The 19,382-nt window shown below is 64.2% G+C and carries 15 protein-coding genes; 4 read left to right on the top strand and 11 right to left on the bottom strand.

What is annotated here, in order from left to right:
- Positions 1–6 precede the first annotated feature (6 nt).
- Entirely contained in the window at positions 7–1,047 is a 1,041-nt protein-coding gene (locus tag C7G41_RS06530; RefSeq protein ID WP_199198221.1) for a branched-chain amino acid ABC transporter permease, read from the bottom strand.
- Between the two features lie 176 nt (positions 1,048–1,223).
- Between C7G41_RS06530 and C7G41_RS06535 the strand changes: the two genes are divergently transcribed.
- Positions 1,224–1,745: a MarR family winged helix-turn-helix transcriptional regulator gene (locus C7G41_RS06535; RefSeq protein ID WP_106941792.1), complete on the top strand. Its 522-nt coding sequence runs from the start codon at positions 1,224–1,226 to the stop codon at positions 1,743–1,745.
- Between the two features lie 60 nt (positions 1,746–1,805).
- Here the strand turns inward: C7G41_RS06535 and C7G41_RS06540 are convergent, their stop codons facing one another.
- From C7G41_RS06540 to C7G41_RS06585, 10 genes are all read right to left on the bottom strand, one after another.
- Positions 1,806–3,902, bottom strand: a complete 2,097-nt coding sequence (locus C7G41_RS06540) for a bifunctional diguanylate cyclase/phosphodiesterase (protein ID WP_106941793.1) — start codon at positions 3,900–3,902, stop codon at positions 1,806–1,808.
- A 201-nt stretch (positions 3,903–4,103) separates the two neighbouring features.
- A complete protein-coding gene (locus C7G41_RS06545; protein ID WP_106941794.1) occupies positions 4,104–5,387 on the bottom strand; it encodes a glycerate kinase in 1,284 nt (427 codons plus the stop codon).
- 189 nt (positions 5,388–5,576) lie between these two features.
- Positions 5,577–6,806: an ABC transporter substrate-binding protein gene (locus C7G41_RS06550; RefSeq protein ID WP_106941795.1), complete on the bottom strand. Its 1,230-nt coding sequence runs from the start codon at positions 6,804–6,806 to the stop codon at positions 5,577–5,579.
- Positions 6,807–7,044: 238 nt separating this feature from the next.
- A complete protein-coding gene (locus C7G41_RS06555) occupies positions 7,045–8,271 on the bottom strand; it encodes an ABC transporter substrate-binding protein (RefSeq protein ID WP_106941796.1) in 1,227 nt (408 codons plus the stop codon).
- A gap of 120 nt (positions 8,272–8,391) precedes the next feature.
- Complete coding sequence (locus C7G41_RS06560) at positions 8,392–9,627, bottom strand: ABC transporter substrate-binding protein (RefSeq protein ID WP_106941797.1); 1,236 nt, start codon at positions 9,625–9,627, stop codon at positions 8,392–8,394.
- A gap of 31 nt (positions 9,628–9,658) precedes the next feature.
- Positions 9,659–10,675 (bottom strand): branched-chain amino acid ABC transporter permease, encoded by a 1,017-nt coding sequence (locus C7G41_RS06565; protein ID WP_106941798.1) that lies wholly within the window; start codon positions 10,673–10,675, stop codon positions 9,659–9,661.
- Between the two features lie 2 nt (positions 10,676–10,677).
- Positions 10,678–11,556 (bottom strand): branched-chain amino acid ABC transporter permease, encoded by an 879-nt coding sequence (locus tag C7G41_RS06570; protein ID WP_106941799.1) that lies wholly within the window; start codon positions 11,554–11,556, stop codon positions 10,678–10,680.
- 12 nt (positions 11,557–11,568) lie between these two features.
- On the bottom strand, positions 11,569–12,282 hold the full coding sequence (locus tag C7G41_RS06575; RefSeq protein ID WP_008135694.1) for an ABC transporter ATP-binding protein: 714 nt from the start codon (positions 12,280–12,282) through the stop codon (positions 11,569–11,571).
- Positions 12,279–13,076: an ABC transporter ATP-binding protein gene (locus C7G41_RS06580; protein ID WP_106941800.1), complete on the bottom strand. Its 798-nt coding sequence runs from the start codon at positions 13,074–13,076 to the stop codon at positions 12,279–12,281. The genes C7G41_RS06575 and C7G41_RS06580 overlap by 4 nt, the downstream gene beginning before the upstream one ends.
- A gap of 66 nt (positions 13,077–13,142) precedes the next feature.
- Positions 13,143–14,009 carry an IclR family transcriptional regulator gene (locus C7G41_RS06585; RefSeq protein ID WP_199198222.1) on the bottom strand — a complete coding sequence of 289 codons (867 nt, stop codon included), beginning with the start codon at positions 14,007–14,009 and terminating at the stop codon, positions 13,143–13,145.
- Between the two features lie 128 nt (positions 14,010–14,137).
- Between C7G41_RS06585 and C7G41_RS06590 the strand changes: the two genes are divergently transcribed.
- From C7G41_RS06590 to C7G41_RS06600, 3 genes are all read left to right on the top strand, one after another.
- Complete coding sequence (locus C7G41_RS06590) at positions 14,138–16,234, top strand: 3-hydroxyacyl-CoA dehydrogenase NAD-binding domain-containing protein (RefSeq protein WP_106941801.1); 2,097 nt, start codon at positions 14,138–14,140, stop codon at positions 16,232–16,234.
- A 215-nt stretch (positions 16,235–16,449) separates the two neighbouring features.
- Positions 16,450–18,144, top strand: coding sequence for a dicarboxylate--CoA ligase PimA (gene pimA / locus C7G41_RS06595; protein WP_106941802.1), 1,695 nt, complete (start codon positions 16,450–16,452; stop codon positions 18,142–18,144).
- Complete coding sequence (locus C7G41_RS06600) at positions 18,141–19,328, top strand: acetyl-CoA C-acyltransferase (RefSeq protein ID WP_106941803.1); 1,188 nt, start codon at positions 18,141–18,143, stop codon at positions 19,326–19,328. Before pimA ends, C7G41_RS06600 begins: the two co-directional genes overlap by 4 nt.
- Positions 19,329–19,382: the final 54 nt, after the last annotated feature.

A 19,382-nucleotide genomic window follows, 5' to 3' on the forward strand; every position in this document is an offset into this window, starting at 1 on the left:
TTGGCGTCAGTCCTTCTCTTCCTCGACCGCAGGCGCCGCGAGCGAGCGCAGCAGCAGCACGGGAATCAAGAGCATAAAAACGATCACCTCCTTGTAGTTGGAGGCATAGAAGGACGAGAACGCCTCGACGATGCCGACGACCAGCGCCGCGACGGCGGTGAGGGGGTAGCTGACAAGCCCGCCAATGATGGCGGCGACAAAGCCCTTCAGTCCGATCAGGAAGCCCGAGTCGTAATAGAGCGTCGTGATCGGCACGATCATGATGCCCGACAGTGCACCGATGACGGACGCCAGCAGGAAGGCGATCTGCCCGGACAGCGTGGTGCGGATGCCGACAAGCCGCGCGCCGAGCCGGTTCACGGCGGTCGCGCGCAGCGCCTTGCCGTAGAGCGTCAGTCCGAAGAACAGCCACAGCCCCACGATGAAGGCGATGGTGATGCCATAGACGGTGATGCTCTGGCCGGTGAAGCGCAGTGCGCCGGCGGTGAAAGAGCCGGACAGCACGGCAGGTCCGCGTTGGCCCTCGGCGCCGAAGAACAAAAGGCCCAGTCCCTGAAGCGCGAGGTGGACGCCCACGGATGCGATCAGCAGCACCAGCACGGAGGTGTGCGCCAGAGGCTGGAATGCGATGCGGTAGAGGAACAGGCCGATCATCGCCACGATCACCAGCGACAGCGCGATGCAGACCGCAACCGGCGGCTTCTGAGCGGCAAAGTAAACGGTCAGCGCCAGCACGATCGCCGGCAGCACGATATTGGTGACGATGCTGCGCAGGATCAGGCGCCCGTGCAGCGCCTTGCGCGCCGCGAACAGGTCGAAGGCGAAGGCGCCGATGCCCAGGGCGAGCGCGAGTTTCGCCGTGCCCGGCATCTGGCCCGCGGCCAGCGAAGCATAGGTCAGCGCGCCATAGGTGACGAATTCGCCTTGGGGGATGAGGATGACGCGGGTGACGGCGAACACCAGCACCAGCGCCAGGCCGAGCAGCGCATAGATCGCGCCATTGGTGATGCCGTCCTGCAGCAGGAACAGCATGATGGTGGTATTCAAGACCGGACGCTCCCCCTCAAAGATTCAGGACCGGTCCCCTGATTGTGGTGGACGGTCCGCTCACAGCCATTGAAAAACGCTGACGTTATTTGATATGGTCCATAACAATTATCAAATATAACATCAAGGGTGGCGAACGATCCTCCCGAACTTAACGGGAATGCGAGCATGAGGCGATGACCGTTTCCAAAACCGCTGAAAAGTCCTCTGAAAAACCCGCCGAGACGGCCAAGGGCCGCAAGGACGCGTCCGAAGGACCTGGCGAAGCCCTTCAGCTCGGCGAGCTCTCGGAGCAGCTCGGCTACGTGCTGAAGCGGGCGCAGCTCAAGGTGTTTGAGAACTTCCTGCGCTGCATGGCCTCGCTCCAGCTCACGCCGGCGCAGTTCTCCGTGCTGCTGCTGGTCGAGAAAAACCCGGGCCGTAACCAGACCGAGATCGCCTCTACCCTCGGCATCCTGCGCCCGAATTTCGTCGCCATGCTCGACAATCTCGAGAGCCGCGATCTTTGCGCGCGGATCCGCTCCACCAACGACCGCCGCTCGCACATCCTGGTGCTGACCGACAAGGGCAAGGCCGTGCTGGCCCGCGCCAAGAAGCTCGTCGCCACCAAGCACGAGGCCCGATTGAACGAGCTGCTCGGGCCGTCCAACCGCGAAGCCCTGCTCGGAATGCTCTCTAAGATCGCCAACGAGTTTTGACGGCTTCATTGCTCCGGCGACGGAGCGTCGTACGCGGAATCGCGAGCGAGCTGGCGGCGGTTATGCCGCCGCGAACCGGTGGGGCATGGCAGGTGCTTCCGCGGAGAGGAAGCGGCGCTCGATTTCCACGGCGGGCAAGGGAGGGCTGAACAGATAGCCCTGCATTTCCGTGCAGCCCTCCGCTGCGATCCGGTCCCGTTGCTCCTCGGTCTCCACGCCCTCCGCCGTCGTCGTCATGCCCATCCCGCGCGCCAACGCGGCCACCGCTCGCACGATGCTGAGGGATGCGGCATTGTTTTCCACGCCGCTGACGAAGGACCGGTCGATCTTGATCTTGTCGAAGGGGAAGCATTGCAGATAGGTCAGTGACGAATAGCCGGTGCCGAAATCGTCCATGGCGACCTTGATGCCCAGCGCGCGGAGCTGGTGCAGCGTCGCCAGCGTGCCATTCCTGTCCTGCAGCAGAACGCTTTCCGTGATCTCGATCTCCAGCCGCCGCGGATCGAGACCGGAGGCCGCCAGCGCGCCGACGATCACTTCCGTCAGGCCCGGCTGGCGGAATTGCTCCGCTGAGATGTTGACGGCGACATGCAGATGGTCCGGCCACCGGCTCGCAGTGGCACAAGCCTGCCGGATCACCCACGCGCCGATCGGCACGATCAGGCCGATCTCTTCGGCAAGCGGGATGAAGCTGTTCGGCGCGACCAGTCCGCGCCGCGGATGTCGCCAACGGATCAAGGCTTCGAAGCCACTGATGTCGCCGCCGTCGGTCTTCACGACCGGCTGGTAGTGCAGTTCGAACTCGCCGGCGGCAAGGCCGTTGCGCAGGTCCTGCTCCAGCGCGCGACGGCTTTGCGCCTCTTCGCCCATGGCCGGTTCGAAGAAGCAGTGCATGCCGCGGCCATCGCTTTTCGCGCGATACAGGGCCAGGTCGGCATTGTGCAGGAGCTGCTCGGGGGTCGAGCCGTCGCCGGGCGCAATGGCGATCCCGATGCTCGCGCCCGCGATGGTCTGGTGTCCGTCGAGCCCGAACGGAGCACTCAGCGTGCTGACAACGTCGCGCGCCAGCAGGTCCGCTTCGCTCGAATCGGAAATCGGCGTCTGGAGGATCACGAATTCATCGCCGCCCATGCGGGCGACCGTATCGCCGTCGCGCGTGAGCAGCTTGAGGCGGCGGCTGACATCCTGCAGAAGGATGTCGCCGGCCTGGTGGCCCATGGTGTCGTTGACGGCCTTGAACTTGTCGAGGTCGATGTGGTGGATCGCGAACATCCCACCCTGTTCGAGCGCCTGCTTGAGGCGCTGGCCGAGCAAAGCGCGATTGGCGAGGTCCGTCAGCGCGTCGTGGTGCGCCATATGCGCGATCCGCAATTCCGCCTTGCGCTGCTCGGTGATGTCTTCGTGGGTCGCGACCCATCCGAGATCGGGCATCGGCCGGTGTCTGATCTTGAAGGTACGCCCGTTCTGCATCTCGACGATGCTGTCCATGGCCTCGGCTGTCGTGGCGACATCGGTCCGCCATTTGGCGTATTCCTCCCGCGTCATCGCGGGTACGCTGCCGACCTCGTAGCGCAGGTCCAGGATCTCCGAGAGCGGCGTGCCCGGACGAACGCGGTCGGGAGGCAGGCCGTACATCTCGATGAAGTGCGTGTTGCAGACCAGCAGCCGATGGCCGGCGTCGAAGAAGCAGAGCCCGTGCGACATGTTGTTGATCGCGATGTCGAACTGAAAATTGCGCTCCTGCAGCCGCCGACTGAGCTCTTCGCGCTCGGTAATGTCCTCATGGGTCGCCATGCCGCCGCCGTCGGGCAGGGGATGGATGGTGTAGGCGATGATTCGTCCGTCGGCGAACTGCTGCACAGTCTGCTCGCTGACGACCGAGCCCTCCGTGCGGGCGCGCACATAGGCGCCGGCCTCTCCGCGGATGTTCAGACCCAGTTCGAGCCGATGCTGGATCAAGTCCTTGATCGGCGTGCCCGGGTGCGCCTGCTCGGGCGAGAGCGCGTACATCTCGCGGTAGCGCGGATTGCAGAAAAGGACCCTGCGGTCACTGCCGAACAGGATGATCCCGAGCCACAGATTGTTGGCGGCGCACTTGAGCAGCTCGCCGAGCACGAGCGGATCAATGCCTGCGACCTCCTGATCAGTCTGCGCCATGCGCGTTGCCCCCGGGACGAACGCGATTAGAGCAGGCTGTGGTGAATGAGCCCAACAATTCGCCCAATTTCAGGGCACATTCCTGAAACTGCGGCGAATGCGAGGTTAAGGGCGGCGATGCCGGTCACGGTGCCCCGCGCGGCCTTAGACATCGTTAACCATGGTGGCGCGCATAACCATTCGCGAGCCGCCGGCGCCGTGTCAGTCGACCAGGATCACCCTGATGTCGTTCACATTGGTGAGCGTGGGACCCGGCAGCAACAGGTCGCCCGTCGCCTCGAAGAACGTGGTCGCGTCGTTGTTGTCGAGATAGGCCAGCGGCTGCAGCCCCTGCGCGGCCATCTTCGCGAACGTCGCCGCGTCGATCAGCGCGCCGGCGGGGTCGGTTGGATGGCCGGCACCGCCATCGGCGCCGTCGGTGTCGCCGGCGAGCGCGGAGATGTTTGGCGTGTCCTTCAAGAGGCCTGCGAGCGCCAGCGCGTATTCCTGGTTCGGGCCGCCGCGGCCATTGCCGCGCACGGTGACCGTGAGTTCGCCGCCGGAGAGGATCGCGACGCGCTTGCCCTGCGCGCGGGCCTGAAGCGCCAGCCTGGCGTGATCGGCGGCAACATCGCGGGCCTCGCCTTCGAGGTCGGCGCCGAGATCGATCGTCTCGTAACCGGCCTCATGCGCGAGTTTCACCGCGGCGTCGAGCGATTGCTTCGGACGTGCGATCAATTCGAAATGCGCGCGCGCGAACGCGGCGTCGCCGGGCTTGCAGCTCTCGTTGGCGGGGTCGTCCAGCGCGCGGCGTACGGCATCGTCGATGTCGAGCTTGTACCTGGCGACGATGGCGCGCGCATCGGCGAGCGTGGTCGGATCGGGCACGGTCGGACCGGAGGCGATCGCGGAGGGATCGTCATGCGGCACATCGGAGATCGCAAGCGTGACGATCTCGGCGGCATTTTTGCCCGCGCGCGCCAGCCGCCCGCCCTTGATCCGCGACAAATGTTTGCGCACGACGTTCATCTCGCCGATCGGCGCGCCGGAACGGAGCAGCGCCTTGTTGACCGCCTGCTTCTGCGCGAAGCTGATGCCGTCCACCGGCGCGATCCAGTTCGCCGAGCCGCCGCCGGTGAGCAGCACCAAAAGCAAATCGTCCGGCCCGGCCTCGGCTGCGAGCGCCAGCGTGTCGGCCGCGCCCTTGAGGCCGGCTTCGTCGGGCACGGGATGACCGGCCTCGACCACGCGGATGCGGCGGGTCGGTACGCCGTAGCCGTGGCGCGTGGTGGCGATGCCGACGAGGCGCTCCGGTGCGAGCTTGAGCGCGTCGAGATAATGCCGCTCGGCGGCGGCGGCCATCGCGGCCGCGCCCTTGCCGGCCGCGAGACAGATCACGCGTCCCGTTGGCGCGGGCCGCAGGTGCGGCGCCAGAATCGTGCTCGGATGAGCGGCGGCAACGGCGGCGTCGTAGAGCGCGCGGAGCAGGGGGCGTCGATCGGTCATGACGAAAGGCCTTGAGCGGACAGAAAAGACTGGCGGCAACGCGCCGCTCACCTGCCTACCGCATCATGCGCCAAAGCGTAAGCGGGCTTTGCCATCATTCGATTGTGCAATCGCGTGATCATAATCGCTGCGCAAGCGAAAACCCCCTGCGATGGTTCGCAGGGGGCCTGCCGTCGTCGTGTGAAGCGTTCAGCCGCCGACGTCGGCGCTGATCACGTCACCGAACAGCTCCCACTTGTCGCCCTTGAACTTCTCCAGCTGGAGCTGGCTGATCGGCGCGAAGTCGGTCGGGGACGTGTTGATCTGCACGCCCGGCAGCAGCACTTCGGTGCGGAAGTTCTTCAGGCTGGCGGCCTGCTTCATGACGTTCGCGCGCGTGAGATCGTCACCGCACTGCTTCAGGATCTGGACCAGGGTCTGCGCCACGCCGTAGCCGACGATGGTGCCGTGGTCGAGCTTGTCGCCGTCCGGAAAGTACTTGTTCATGAACGCGACGAAGTCCTTCATGCCGGGATCGCTGTTCCACGTCGAATCCGAGATGTCCTTCAGGTAGTCGGCGGAGATGATGTCCTGCGAGTTCTCGAACCCGGCGGGCTTGAGCACGCTGCCGACGGACGCCGAGACGTTGTTGAGGAAGTGCAGCGGCTTCCAGCCGATCTCGGCCACCTTCTTGATCGCCTGCGCCGCGAATTTCGGCGTCGTGATGTTCATGAAGACGTCGGCGCCGGTCGACTTCAGCTTGACGATGTGGTTGTCGATGGTCGGCTCCGACGTCTCGTAGCTTTCCTCCATGACGATCATCGACGCGGCCTTGGCGCCGAGGCCGTCCTTCAGGCCCTTGAGATAATCCTTGCCGTAATCGTCGTTCTGATAGAGCACGGCGATCTTGGCGTCCGGCTTGTTCTTGAGCAGCCATTTCGCATAGATCTGCGTCTCGCTCTGGTAGTTGGGCTGCCAGCCCATGGTCCAGGGGAAGTTCTGCGGATCGTTCCACTTGGTGGCGCCGGTCGCGACGAAGAGCTGCGGCACCTTCTTCGAGTTCATGTATTTGTGGATCGCGGAGTTCGGCGGCGTGCCGAGCGAGTTGAAGATGAACAGCACCTCGTCGCTCTCGACCAGCTTGCGCGCCTGCTCAACCGTCTTCGGCGGCGAGTAGGCGTCGTCATAGGAGATGAAATTGATCTTGCGGCCGTTGATGCCGCCTTCGTCGTTGATCTTCTTGAAATAGGCGGCTTCCGTCCGCCCGATGATGCCGTAGGCGGAGGCCGGTCCGCTGTAGGGCATGATGTTGCCGATCTTGATCTCGGTGTCGGTCGCGCCGGTATCGTATTTCTTCTGGGCCGATGCAGTGGAGGCCGAGGCCGCAATGAGCGCGAGCGCCAGTGACGCGGCCGCAAGTTTGCCGGTGACAGCGGGCATTCCTATCTCCCTATTTTCTTGGTGTGTGTGCGTCCCTTTTCTTGTGTTGCCTGTTTTTGGTGACGCGGCCGCAATTCAATACGATTTGCCTGATGCCTTCAACAGAAAGCCCCTGCGACGGTGCCGCAGGGGCTGCTTCTTTAGTAGTCAAAGGCGGGCGCCCGCGTGTGCGACTGCGAGAAGGTACAGCCGTCTTGAGTTGATGAACGGATCAGGAGCGATTTTGAGTTGCGCGGCCTTAGTGGCCGAGCTCGCTCGAGATGATGTCCCCGAACAGCTCCCATTTCCGGCCCTTGAACCGCATCATCTGGAGCTGCTCGATCGGGGCGAAATTATCGGCGGCGGTGTTGATCCTGATGCCGGGCAACAGGGTGTCGGGCTCGAAATCCTTCAGGCTGGCGGCCTGCTTCATGACGTTGTCGCGGGTGAGGTCGTCGCCGCACATTTGCAGCACCTTCACCATGGTCTGCGCGGCGGCATAGCCGAACACCACGCCGGCATCGAGCTTGTTGGCCTTGGGATCGTACTTGGCGACGAAATTGTAGAACTTCTTCATGCCGTCGTCGGCGTTCCATTGCGGGTCGGAACCGTCCTTGGTGTAGCTTGCCGACAGGATGCCTTGCGAGATCTCGAGCCCCGCCGGCTCGAGCACGCCGCCGACCGAGGCCGAGACGTTCGAGATGATGTGGACCGGATGCCAGCCGATCTCGGCCGCCTTCTTGATCGCTTGGGCTGCAAATTTCGGGGTGGTGATGCTGACGAAGATGTCGGCGCCGGAGGCCTTCAATTTCACGACGTGCTCGTCGATCGCCGGCTCCGAGGTGTCGTAACCGTCTTCCAGCACGATCATCGAGGCCTTGGGCCCAAGGCCGTCCTTCAGCCCCTTCAGATAGTCCTTGCCGAAATCGTCGTTCTGATAGAGCACGCCGATCTTGCCGTCCGGCTTCTCTTTCATGATGTACTTGGCGTAGATGCGCGCCTCGCTCGCGTAGCTCGGCTGCCAGCCCATGGTCCAGGGATATTGCTTCGGATCGCTCCACTTCGAAGCGCCGCTCGCCACGAACAATTGCGGCACCTTCTTCTCGTTCATGTATTTGCGGATGGCGCCGTTGGTGGAGGTGCCGAGCGAGCCGAAGATCAGCAGCACCCCGTCGCTCTCGACCAGCTTGCGGGCCTGCTCCACCGTCTTCGGCGGCGAATAGCCGTCGTCGTAGGAGATGAACTTGATCTTGCGGCCGCCGATGCCGCCCTCGGCATTGATCTTGTTGAAATAGGCTTCCTCGGCCTTGCCGATCGCCGCATAGGCGGACGCCGGGCCGCTATAGGGCATGATGTTGCCGATCTTGATCTCGGTATCGGAAGCGCCGCTGTCGTATTTCTTCTGCGCCAGTGCCGGGCCGCTCATCGCAGTGCACAACGCGAATGCGGCCAGAACGGCCGCAACTTGAAATCGAACGGCAGTCATCTTTCTCCACCCGGAACGGATCGCCGCCGCATTGAACAAGATTGATGCGGGACGTCAACAAAAAGCCCCCGCGATCATTCGCGGGGGCTTCTCGAAGTGTTGGACTATTGCGTCAGAACGTCACTCGGTGGCGACGTCGCCGCTGATGATCTCGCCGAAGAGTTCCCACTTCTCGCCCTTGAAACGCTGCATCTGAAGCTGGGCGATCGGGGCGAAGTCGGTGGGGCCGGTGTTGATCTTGACGCCGGGCAGCAGCGTGTCCGGTGCGAAATCCTTCAACGAGGCCGCCTGCTTCATGATGTTGGCCCGGGTCAGATCGTCGCCGCACATCTCGAGGACCTTGGCCAGCGTCGACGCCGCGCCGTAGCCATAGACCATGCTGGTGTCGGACTTGTCGGCGCCCGGCATGTACTTGTCGACGAACTCGTTCCACTTCTTCATGCCGGGGTCGTTGGCCCATTGCGGGTCCGTGGAGTCCTTGGCATAGGCCGCCGACAGCACGCCCTGCGCAGCCTCGAAGCCGGCCGGCTTCATCACGCTGCCGACCGAGATCGACACGTTGGTGAGAATCTGCAGCGGCTTCCAGCTCAGCTCGGCGGTCTTCTTGATGGTTTGGGCCGCGAACTTCGGCGTCGCGTAGATCAGCAGGACGTCGGGATTGGCCGCCTTGATCTTGACGATGTGACCGTCGATCGACGGCTCCGACACCTCGTAGCTTTCTTCCATGACGATCATGGACGCGCCCTTGGCGCCCAGGCCGTCCTTGGTGCCCTTGAGGTAGTCTTTGCCGAAATCGTCGTTCTGATAGAGGATCGCGATCTTGGCGTCCGGCTTCTCCTTCAACAGCCATTTCGCGTAGATCTGCGCTTCGCTCTGGTAGGAGGGCTGCCAGCCCATGGTCCAGGGGAAGTTCTTCGGGTCGTTCCACTTGGTGGCGCCGGTGGCGACGAACAGCTGCGGGATCTTCTTGGCGTTCAAGTACTTCTGGATCGCGCTGTTCGAGGGCGTGCCGAGCGGGTTGAACACGACGATCACCTCGTCGCTCTCGACCAGCTTGCGGACCTGCTCGACGGCCTTCGGCGGCGAATAGCCGTCGTCATAGGTGACGAAGTTGATCTTGCGGCCGTTGATGCCGCCCTTTTCGTTGATCATCTTGAAATAGGCTTCTTCGGTCTTGCCGATGATGCCGTAAGCCGAGGCCGGACCGCTATACGGCATGATGTTGCCGATCTTGATCTCGGTGTCGGACGCGCCGGTGTCGTATTTTTTCTGGGCGAATGCGGCGCCGGAGGTGAGAGTGATGACCGCCGTTGCCGTCACCAGCGCAGCGGTTCGCAGTGTTCTTTCAAAAAACAATTCGGGTCTCCTTGGCTTAATCAACGGGTTGTCAGTTCTTTCTGAGCCGGCCGACGAGTTGCTGGCCCATGATAGCGATCTGCCTCGCGCCGTGTGGCACGAGGTAGATGACGGCGAACAGGAGTACGCCGAATACGGCGCCGGAGAGGCCCTTGGAGATACCCTCCGCCATGTTCGGCACGAAGATGATGAAGGCTGCGCCGACGAACGAGCCGGGCAGCCAGCCGACGCCACCGACGACCATGCCGAGGAACAGCGAGATCGCCAGCGTGATCGTGTAGCTGTCGGGCGCGACGAACTGCACGGCGATGGCGCCGAGCGAGCCGGCAACGCCGGTGATGCCGGCGGACACGCCGAAGGCCAGCGTCTTGTACAGCGCGACGTTGACGCCCATCGAGGAGGCCGCGATCTCGTTGTCGCGGATCGCCATGAAGGCGCGGCCCGAGCGGGAGCGCAGCAGGTTGACCGAGAAGATGTAGATCGCGAGCACGACGGCGAGCGAGAAGTAGTAGAGCCAGGTGTCCTGCGACATCGGCAGCCCGAACGGCGCGTCGGGCTTGGTGACGACGAGGCCCTGCACGCCGCCGGTCCAGTGCTCAAGGAAGTTCAGCTTCAAGAGCTGCGGCATCGCGGTGGCAAGCGCAAAGGTCGCCAGCGCGAGATAGACGCCCGACAGCCGCAGCGCCGGCTTGCCGAACAGGTAGCCGAATCCGAAGCAGACCGCCGCGGAAATCGGAATTGTCAGTGCATAGTTGACGTTGAAGTACTCCATCAGCACCGCCGACGTATAAGCGCCCACGGCGTAGAAGGCGCTCTGGCCGAGCGAGAACTGGCCGGAGCCGCCCGTCAGGATGTTCAAGGCCAGCACCGCGAGCCCGTAGATCAGGAGCATCGTCATCTGGAAGATGATGAAGTTCTTGACGAACACCGGCACGATCAACAGCACCGCCAGCACCAACAGGGAAGTGCCCGTGCCCAGCGTCATCGCCCGCTTCGGAACCGCCTCGACGGCCGGGGCTTCCGTGACGACGTCTTCTGCAGCGCTCATGATCAAACTCGCTTGACGATTTGCCGGCCGAACAGGCCAGCGGGTTTGACGACCAGGACGGAAATGATCAGCGCCAGCGCGATCGGAAGCTTCAGCTCGTTGCCGACGCCGGGAATGTAGGTGCCGGCGAGGTTTTCGAACACACCGACCAGGAAGCCGCCCACCACGGCGCCGAACGGGCTGGTCAGTCCGCCGAGCACCGCCGCGGCGAAGCCGTAGATCAGCACGCCGCCCATCATGTTGGGCTCGAGGAACACGACCGGTGCGATCAGCATGCCGGCGATCGCACCGATCGCGGACGCCATGCCCCAGCCCAGCGCGATCATCCAGCTCGTGTTGATGCCGACCAGCCGGGCCGATTCAGGCACGGAGGCGGCCGCGCGCATGGCCAGGCCGATCTTGGTGTACTGGAAGAAGAAGTAGAGGCCGAGCAGCAGCAGCACCGTGACGCCGATCATGCCGGCCTGGTGGGTCGAGATCAGCTGGCTGCCGAGGAACGGCGAGGAGCCGAACGGGGTCGGATACTGCTTGATGGTGAAGTCCCAGATCAGGCCGGCCGAGGAGTTGATGATCGCATAGAGCGCGATGAAGCCGGCGACATTGGTCAGCACCGGCGCCTTGGCGAGCGGCTTGAACAGGATGCGCTCGATCGCGATGCCGCCGACGAAGGAGAGCGCCAGCGCGATGATGAACGCGCCCCAATAGGGAATGCCCCATTGCATCAGTTGCCAGGAGATGAAGGTCGAGAACATCGCCATCTCGCCCTGCGCGAAGTTGAGATGGTCGATCGCCTGGTAGATCATGACCACGGCGAGCGCCATGCAGGCGTAGATCGCGCCCGTGGCGATGCCGGCCAGCACTTGGTTGGTGAACAGCTCCATCGTGCCGGCTCCTCAGTAACCCAGATAGGATTTGCGGATTTCTTCGTTGTTCGCGATGTCCTTGGCGTTGCCCGACATCACGATGCGTCCGGTCTCGATCACATAGGCCTGGTCGGCGAGCTCGAGCGCGAGCTGGGCGTTCTGCTCGACCACCAGGATCGACACCTTGTCCTCGCGATTGATCTTGCCGAGGATGCCGAACAGGTCGCGCACGACGAGCGGCGCCAGGCCGAACGAAGGCTCGTCCAGCAGCATCAGCCGCGGCCGCAGCATCAGGGCGCGGGCGACCGCGAGCATCTGCTGCTCGCCGCCCGAGAGCGTGCCGGCCTGCTGGGTATGCCGCTGCTTGAGTACCGGGAAATGCGCATACATGCGCTCGATGTCGGAGACGATGCCGGCGCTGTCCTTGCGGGTGATGGCGCCGAGCTGGAGGTTTTCCTCCACCGTCATGGTAGTGAAGGTGCCGCGGCCCTGCGGCACATGGGCGATGCCGAACCGCACGATGCTCTCGGTGGAGCGGTTGTTCAGCGGCTTGCCGTCGAACTCGATGCCGCCGGTCGAGCGCACCATGTTGCAGATCGCGCGCAGCGTGGTGGTCTTGCCGGCGCCGTTGGCCCCCAGCAGTGTGGTCAGCGATCCCTCGTTGAGCGAGAAGGACAGGCCGTGGAGCGCCTGGACCTGGCCGTAATAGGCGCGCAGGTCCTTGACGTTGAGCAGCGTCGTCATTGGTCCTTGCTCCCGAGATAGGCTTTGATGACTTCGGGATCCGCCTGCACCTGGGCCGGCGTGCCTTCCGCGAGCTTCTTGCCGAAATTCAGTGCCACGACGTGGTCGGCGATCGACATCACGAGGCCCATGTGATGCTCGACCAGGAGCACGGTCATGTGGCGGTCGTCGCGGATGCGACGAATGAGATCGCCGAGCGCGTAGACTTCCTCGTGGTTGAGGCCGCCGGCGGGCTCGTCGAGCAGCAGGATTTTCGGATCTGCAGCGAGCGCGCGCGCCAGCTCGACGCGCTTCTGCGTGCCGAAGGGCAGGCCCGACACGACGGTGTGGGCGACGTCCTCGAGGTCGAGATAGGCGAGGATCTCGTGCACCTTCTTGTTGACGTCGCTCTCGCTGCGGCGAACCCAGGCCAGCCGCAGCGAGTCGCTGATGATGTCGCTGGAGGTGCGCGCATGGGTGCCGACGCGGACATTGTCCATCACCGAGAGGTTCGGAAACAGCGCCACGTTCTGGAAGGTGCGGCCGATGCCGATCTCAGCGATCCGGTGCGGCGGGCGCGTCAGGATGCTCGCGCCTTCCATCAGGATGTCGCCGGACGACGGCTGGTAGAGCCGCGAGAGGCAGTTGAAGAGCGTGGTCTTGCCGGCGCCGTTAGGGCCGATCAAGCCGAGGATCTGGCCCTTGTGCATGTCAAAGGACACGCCGTTGAGCGCGACGATGCCGCCGAACACGACGCTGACGTCGCGAACCGCGAGCAGGGGCGATGTCCCCTGCGCGAGCTGTGCCTGCGTCATCTCGTCTCGCCCACTGTGTTCAGTGAGCGAAGGGGCGATGTGAACCGCTCCCGATGACGACAAAGGCTATCTGATCCCCTCGGCCACACGCGCAACTTTCCCTCCTGATTTCAGCTTTTTGCTGACGTCTTTTTTGGAATGCGGCATCAGACCCCCAAGTGCCGCTTCGATGTTCCTTACCATCGCAAGCAGACGCGGTCCAATGTCGTTGATCAAACGCTCTTCCGTGAAGCGGAATGCGGGCGCGCCGCAATTGAATGCGTAAGGACCGGTTCCGTCGTTGAGCCTGAGCGCGACGCCGGCCGCGCCGATGTCGTCGTGCCAGTCGCCGACCGAAATCGCAAATCCGTATTTCGCGACGGTCTCGCCGGAACGCTCCAGCCCGTCGCGCATCTTGGGCCAGCGGCTGCCGTAATGTTCGCGCAAGACACGAGACAGTTCCGCCCGATCGTTTTCCTCGAGCGCCCAGAAATAGGCGCGGCCCATCGCGCTGGTTGCAATCGGCACGCGGGAGCCGACGTCAAGTTGAACGCCGACCGTCTCGCTGCCGCGGCTTTGCCCGAAATAGATCATGCTGTGACGGTCGCGGCCGCCGACGGCAACGGCTCCGCCGGTTGCGCGCATCATCTCCTCGCGGAACGGTTCGGACAAATGCCGAACGCCGAGATTGGACAACGCGGCGTAGCCGAGCGCCATCGCGGCCGGCGCAAGCTGATATTTCTCGAAGCGGGGAACCGGCGTCAGATAGCCGAGCTTGGTCAACGTATAGGTCAGCCGCGAAACCGTCGGCTTGGGCAAATTGGTGCGGGCCGCGATTTCCTGATTGCCAAGAAGTCCGTCACTGGGCTGGAATGCGCGCAATACGTCTAGTCCGCGGGAAAGCGCGACGACGAAATTCCGATCGGTCGCGGGCTTCTTTCCTGTACGCTTCATCCCAGATCTGCTTCTTGCGCGGAGTCGTTGACAAGCCACGTGCTTCAAAATAACCCTGCCGTCAAGATGCGGAATTAAATTCCGCAGTGCGAAATTGAACAAAAGTTACCCCACCAAGGAGGGACACCGTGAGCGAAGTGGTCAAGCTTGAGCGTCATGACGAAGTCGGGATCGTCACGGTCGACAGCCCTCCGGTGAATGCACTGAGCGCCGCGGTCCGCGGCGGAATTCTGGAGTGCATCAAGGCCGCAATCGCCGATCCCGCGATCAAGGGCATCGTGCTGACCTGTGCCGGCCGCACCTTCATCGCGGGCGCCGACATCACCGAATTCGGCAAGCCGCCGAAGCCGCCCGCCCTCAACGACGTGCTTTCCGAGATCGAGAATTCTCCGAAGCCGGTCGTGGCCGCGATCCACGGCACTGCGCTCGGCGGCGGCCTCGAGGTCGCGCTCGCCTGTCATTTCCGCGTCGCGGTGAAGGAAGCCAAGCTCGGCCTGCCCGAAGTGAAGCTCGGCCTGCTGCCGGGCGCCGGCGGCACCCAGCGCCTGCCGCGCGCGGTCGGACCGGAGCTTGCGGTCAAGATGATCGTCGGTGGTGATCCCATCGGCGCTGCGGAAGCCCTGAAGAACGGTCTGATCGAGGAGATCGTCGAGGGCCCGGCTGCCGGAGGCGAAGCTTTCGTGCGAAAGCTGCTGGCCGAAAAGCGTCCGCTGCGCCGTCTGCGCGACGATGATTCCAAGATCGCGGCGGCCAAGGCCGACCGCTCGATCTTCACCAATGCGGTGGCCGCCATGACCAAGAAGGCACGCGGCCTGGAAGCGCCGTTCGCGGCGGCCGACGCCGTCGGTTACGCCATCGACCTGCCGTTCGACGAGGGCCTCAAGAAGGAGCGCGAGGGCTTCCTGAAGCTCGTCGCCAGCGATCAGTCCAAGGCGCAGCGTTATGCCTTTTTCGCCGAGCGCGAGGCCAGCAAGATCGCCGGCGTTCCTGAAGGCACCAAGCCGCGGCCCGTGAACCGCGTCGCCATCCTCGGCGCCGGCACGATGGGCGGCGGCATCGCGATGTCCTTTGCCAATGCCGGCGTTCCCGTCACCCTGATCGAGACCGGCGAGGAACAGCTCAAGCGCGGCATGGGCATCATGCAGAAGAACTGGGAAGCGACCGCGGCCCGCGGCGGCATCCCGGCGGATGCGCCCGCCAAGCGCATGGCGCTGATCAACGGCGTCGTGGGCATCGAGAACGTCGGCGATGCCGACCTCGTCATCGAAGCCGTGTTCGAGACCATGGCGGTGAAGAAGGAAGTGTTCGGCAAGCTCGACCAGTACGTCAAGCCGGGCGCCGTGCTCGCCTCCAACACCTCGTACCTGAACATCGACGAGATCGCGAAGTCGACCAAGCGTCCGCAGGACGTGCTCGGCATGCACTTCTTCTCGCCCGCCAACGTCATGAAATTGTGCGAGATCGTGCGCGCCGACAAGACCGCGCCGGATGCCCTTGTGACGGCGGTCTCGATCGCGCGCAAGATCGCAAAGGTGCCGGCCGTGGTCGGCGTCTGCGACGGCTTTGTCGGCAACCGCATGCTGGCCCAGCGCGGCAAGCAGTCCGAGAAGCTGCTGTTCGAAGGCGCGCTTCCGCAGCAGGTCGACGCCGTCGTGACGAAGTTCGGCATGCCGATGGGGCCGTTCGCGATGGGCGACCTCGCCGGTCTCGACATCGGCTGGCGCTCGCGCAAGGACCGCGGCATCAAGTCGGAGATCGCGGATGCGCTCTGCGAAGCCGGTCGCTTCGGCCAGAAGACCGGCAAGGGCTATTACAAGTACGAAGCCGGCTCCCGTTCGGCGCTGCCCGATCCCGAAGTCGAGAAGCTGATCGACGAGACGCTGCTTCGTTTGGGCCGCAAGAAGCGAATCGTCAGCGACGACGAGATCCTCGAACGCATGATGTATCCGATGATCAACGAGGGTGCGAAGATCCTGGAAGAAGGCATCGCTGCGCGCCCCTCCGATATCGACGTGGTCTGGCTCTATGGCTATGGCTGGCCGATCTACCGCGGCGGCCCGATGTTCTGGGCCGACACCGTCGGCCTCAAGCACATCGCCGACCGTCTCTCCTTTTACGCGAAGGAGACCAACGATCCGAGCCTCGAGCCCGCGCCACTGCTGAAGAAGCTCGCGGCGGAGGGCAAGACCTTCGCGTCGTTGGCCGCGACATCGAAAGCGGCTTGATGGTATTGGCGGTGGCTGTGATGTCTCGCCGCGGGCAAAGGTCTCTCCGTTCCCTCCCCCCTTGTGGGGGAGGGTCAGGGAGGGGGGTAGCCCCGGGCGCCGGCGTTTGTGGCCACCCCCTTCCCCAACCCTTCCCCACAAGGGGGAAGGGAGCCGGTCCGCTTGTGCCCACCTAACGATACCGTCACGACCGACTTGCAGAGTAACGATCCCTAATGACCCATCCCGGCGAACAGTTTTATCCCGAAGGCGTGCGCTGGGACGACACCATCGTCCAGGGTTCGCTGCCTGACCTGCTGGCAAAAGCCGCGGCCGAGTACGGCCCGCGCACCGCGCTGGAATTCCGGGAACGTCCGATCACCTACACCGAACTCGCCGCGATGGCGGAGCGTGCGGCTGCCGCGTTCCTGCGCGCCGGCTGCGGCAAGAACACATCCATCGCGCTGTTCCTCGGCAATACGCCGGACCATCCCGTCAATTTCTTCGGCGCGCTCAAGGCCGGCGCCCGCGTCGCGCATCTCTCACCGCTCGACGGCGAGATCGCGCTGACGCACAAGGTCTCCGATTCCGGTTCGCGCCTGCTCGTCACCTCCAACCTTGCGGCGCTGCTGCCGACCGCGCTGAAATTCCTGGAGAAGGGCCTGATCGACCGCCTGGTCGTCTGCGAGGACGACGATTGGGGCAAGATTGGCACGCCGCAGGCCGCGATCCCCAGCGACCCCCGCATCGTCACCTTCAAGGCCTTCGTCGACGGCGTGACCGCGCCGGCGCAGTGGCCGTCGGTGACGGCCGACGACGTCGCGCTGCTGCAATATACCGGCGGCACCACCGGCCTGCCCAAAGGCGCGATGCTGACCCACGGCAATCTCACCTCGGCCGTGTCGATCTATGACGTCTGGGGCAAGCCGTCGCGTGCGACGCGTGGCGACGTCGTTGAGCGCGTGATCTGCGTGTTGCCGCTGTTCCACATCTATGCGCTCACCGTCGTGCTGCTGTCCTCTCTCAGGCGCGGCAATCTGATCTCGCTGCATCAGCGTTTTGACGTCGAAGCGGTGATGCGGGACATCGAGGTCAAGCGCGCGACTTATTTTCCCGGCGTGCCGACGATGTGGATCGCGATCGCAGCCCTTCCAGATCTCGACAAGCGCGATTTCTCTTCGCTGGCGACGATCGGCTCGGGCGGTGCGCCGCTGCCGGTGGAGATCGCGAATTTCTTCGAACGCAAGGTCGGCAAGAAGCTGCGCAGCGGCTGGGGCATGACCGAGACCTGCTCGCCCGGCACCGGCCATCCGCCCACAGGTCCTGACAAGTCCGGCTCGATCGGCCTGATGCTGCCCGGCATCGAGCTCGACGTCGTTTCCCTGGAAGATCCCACGAAACTGCTGCCGCCGGGTGAAGTCGGCGAGATCCGCATCAAGGGCCCGAACGTCACCAAAGGCTACTGGAACAAGCCCGAGGGATCCGCGGAGGCCTTCGTCGACGGCCGCTTCCTCACCGGCGACATCGGCTATGTCGACACCGACGGCTATTTCTTCCTGGTCGACCGCAAGAAGGACATGATCATCTCCGGCGGCTTCAACGTCTATCCGCAGATGATCGAGCAGGCGATCTACACCATATCAGGCGTGCACGAGGTGATCGTGCTCGGCATTCCCAACCAGTACCGGGGGGAGGCCGCCAAAGCCTTCATCAAGCTGAAGCCGGATGCAAAGCCGTTCTCGCTCGACGAGCTGCGCGCGCAGCTTGCCGGCAAGCTCGGCAAGCACGAATTGCCGGCGGAGGTCGAATTCGTCGACGATCTGCCGCGCACGCCGGTCGGGAAGCTGTCGCGCCATGAGTTGCGCCAGCAGCAGAAACCATCACAATCCGCCCAACTTGCCACCCAACTTGCATCAGGAGATCGCTCTTGACCGACGCCGTCATCGTTTCCACCGCCCGCACCCCGATCGGCAAGGCCTATCGCGGCGCGCTCAACGCCACCGAGGGCGCAACCCTGCTCGGCCACGCCATCGGGGAGGCCGTCGCGCGTGCCAAGATTGATCCGAAGGAGGTCGAGGACGTCGTGATGGGTGCGGCGCTGCAGCAGGGCGCGACCGGCGGCAATATCGCGCGCAAGGCGCTGCTCCGTGCCGGCCTGCCGGTCACCGTTGCCGGCACCACCATCGACCGGCAATGCGCCTCGGGCCTGCAGGCGATCGCGCTCGCCGCGCGCTCGGTGATTTTCGACGGCCTCAAGATCGCGGTCGGCGGCGGCGGCGAGTCGATCTCGCTGGTGCAGAACGACAAGATGAACGGCTTCCATGCCCAGGACCCGGCGCTGCTCGAGATCAAGGGGGAGGTCTACATGCCCATGATCGACACCGCCGAAATCGTGGCCAAGCGCTACGGCATCTCGCGCGAGAAGCAGGACGAATATTCGCTGGAGAGCCAGCGCCGTACCGCCGCTGCCCAGCAGGGCGGCAAGTTCAAGGACGAGCTCGCGCCAATCACCACCAGGATGGCGGTGACCGACAAGGCGACCGGTGCAGTCTCGTTCAAGGACGTCACGCTGTCGCAGGACGAGGGCCCGCGCCCCGAGACCACCGCAGAAGGCCTCGCCGGCCTCAAGGCCGTGCGCGGCGAGGGATTCAGCGTCACCGCCGGCAATGCCAGCCAGCTTTCCGACGGCGCCAGCGCCTCTGTGATCATGAGCGACAAGGAAGCGGCGAAGCGCGGGCTCAAGCCGCTCGGCATCTTCCGCGGCTTCGTCTCCGCCGGCTGCGAGCCGGACGAGATGGGCATCGGCCCGGTGTTTGCGGTGCCGCGACTGCTCAAGCGCCACGGCCTTACCGTCGACGACATCGGCCTCTGGGAGCTGAACGAAGCCTTCGCGGTGCAGGTGCTGTATTGCCGCGACAAGCTCGGCATCGACCCCGACAAGATCAACGTCGATGGCGGCGCGATTGCGGTGGGCCATCCCTACGGCATGTCGGGCGCGCGTCTCACCGGCCATGCTCTTATCGAAGGCCGCCGCCGCAAGGCGAAATACGCGGTCGTCACCATGTGCGTCGGCGGCGGCATGGGCGCGGCGGGACTTTTTGAGGTGTTGCAGTAACCGTCGTCCCGGCGAAGGCCGGGACCCATACTCCGCAGCAGGAGTTTGGCGCAC

The sequence above is a fragment of the Bradyrhizobium sp. MOS002 genome, from assembly GCF_003020115.1.
Taxonomy (GTDB): domain Bacteria; phylum Pseudomonadota; class Alphaproteobacteria; order Rhizobiales; family Xanthobacteraceae; genus Bradyrhizobium.